This window comes from Bacillus sp. JJ1127, from assembly GCF_036965845.1.
In the GTDB taxonomy this organism is placed as follows: Bacteria; Bacillota; Bacilli; order Bacillales; family Bacillaceae_G; genus Bacillus_A.
The window spans coordinates 1,293-2,304 of sequence record NZ_JBALQK010000004.1 but is presented as its reverse complement, the minus strand read 5'-3'; the positions used below and the strand labels follow the sequence as shown (position 1 = coordinate 2,304).

The window sequence follows — 1,012 nt, the reverse complement described above, 5'->3', positions numbered from 1 at the left end:
AAAATGGATTTATATAGCATTCTACATAGAACATATCACTATATTTCACATATCCCAAATAATTTCTTCGACCTTCGCCTCAATTTTCACACGCTGTATGAATTTCTTTTTTTCTTCTTCTGTATGAATTAACTTATGTATATATCTGCGCTTACTTAATAAATCTCTATACACTTTGTTGCAAAGCATAACTTCCTGACAGCGTTTATCCTCATATAAAATCTTAAACCACGCATATTGTTTTAACTTTTCTACATGCCGATTTATTCTTTTCTTTTTTCGTTCTTCTCGTTCACTGAATCTTTCTACTGCTTGCTCGACTACTTCATCTAACAAAAAATCCCCAACAACTTTTATAATACTTCCAAGACCTCGTCCCATTTCTACTACAATACGCCATGAAATGTCCTCCATAATCCACCTTCTTTCTAATTTACAATTTTCATATGCTCAAATGGATAATAAATCGCTGTTAGTGTTCCGAGTACTTCTGTTCTATCGATCAACCCTAAACCATTCCGACTATCCCTACTGATTAAACGATTGTCCCCCATAACGAAAATTTTATTTTTCGGAATGGTAATAGGACCAAAGTCTTCCGTCAAATTAATAAGAAGCTGCTTAGCCTGTTTTTTATTTTTTTCCAAGTAGGGTTCGCTTTGCACTTGATGATTAACATATAACTGATCATTTTTCATCTCAATTACATCACCTGGTAACCCAATAATTCTCTTCACATAAAAATTATCAGTCTTTACTACAATGATATCTTCTCTTTTATAACTTTCAAATCTCTTTGCTAACTTATTGATAATCACTTTATCTCTGTCTTGTAAAGCAGGTCTCATCGATGCTCCCTGTACAGTTGTTGGGAAAAACACAAAGATTTTCGCTAGGAAAACTAGCAAACATGCAATTGCAAGTATTTCAAAGAATTCACGAAAACGGTTTTTCTTTTTCATTTTCTACTCTCCATTTCCCTTCCTTAGTTAGATTTATTATAGGTAGTTTT

General features: G+C 32.9%; 2 protein-coding genes. Both read right to left on the bottom strand.

Annotated elements, in window-relative coordinates; all coding sequences use genetic code 11:
- Positions 1-45 precede the first annotated feature (45 nt).
- Positions 46-414, bottom strand: coding sequence for a hypothetical protein (locus V7183_RS00545; protein ID WP_335358382.1), 369 nt, complete (start codon positions 412-414; stop codon positions 46-48).
- 14 nt (positions 415-428) lie between these two features.
- Positions 429-962 (bottom strand): signal peptidase I, encoded by a 534-nt coding sequence (gene lepB / locus V7183_RS00540; protein ID WP_335358381.1) that lies wholly within the window; start codon positions 960-962, stop codon positions 429-431.
- Positions 963-1,012 lie beyond the last annotated feature (50 nt).

What these genes read in the sequence shown, in the direction of transcription:
- V7183_RS00545 (WP_335358382.1), bottom strand. Translation starts at nt 414, where the DNA reads ATGGAGGACATTTCATGGCGTATTGTAGTAGAAATGGGACGAGGTCTT.
- lepB (WP_335358381.1), bottom strand. Translation starts at nt 962, where the DNA reads ATGAAAAAGAAAAACCGTTTTCGTGAATTCTTTGAAATACTTGCAATT.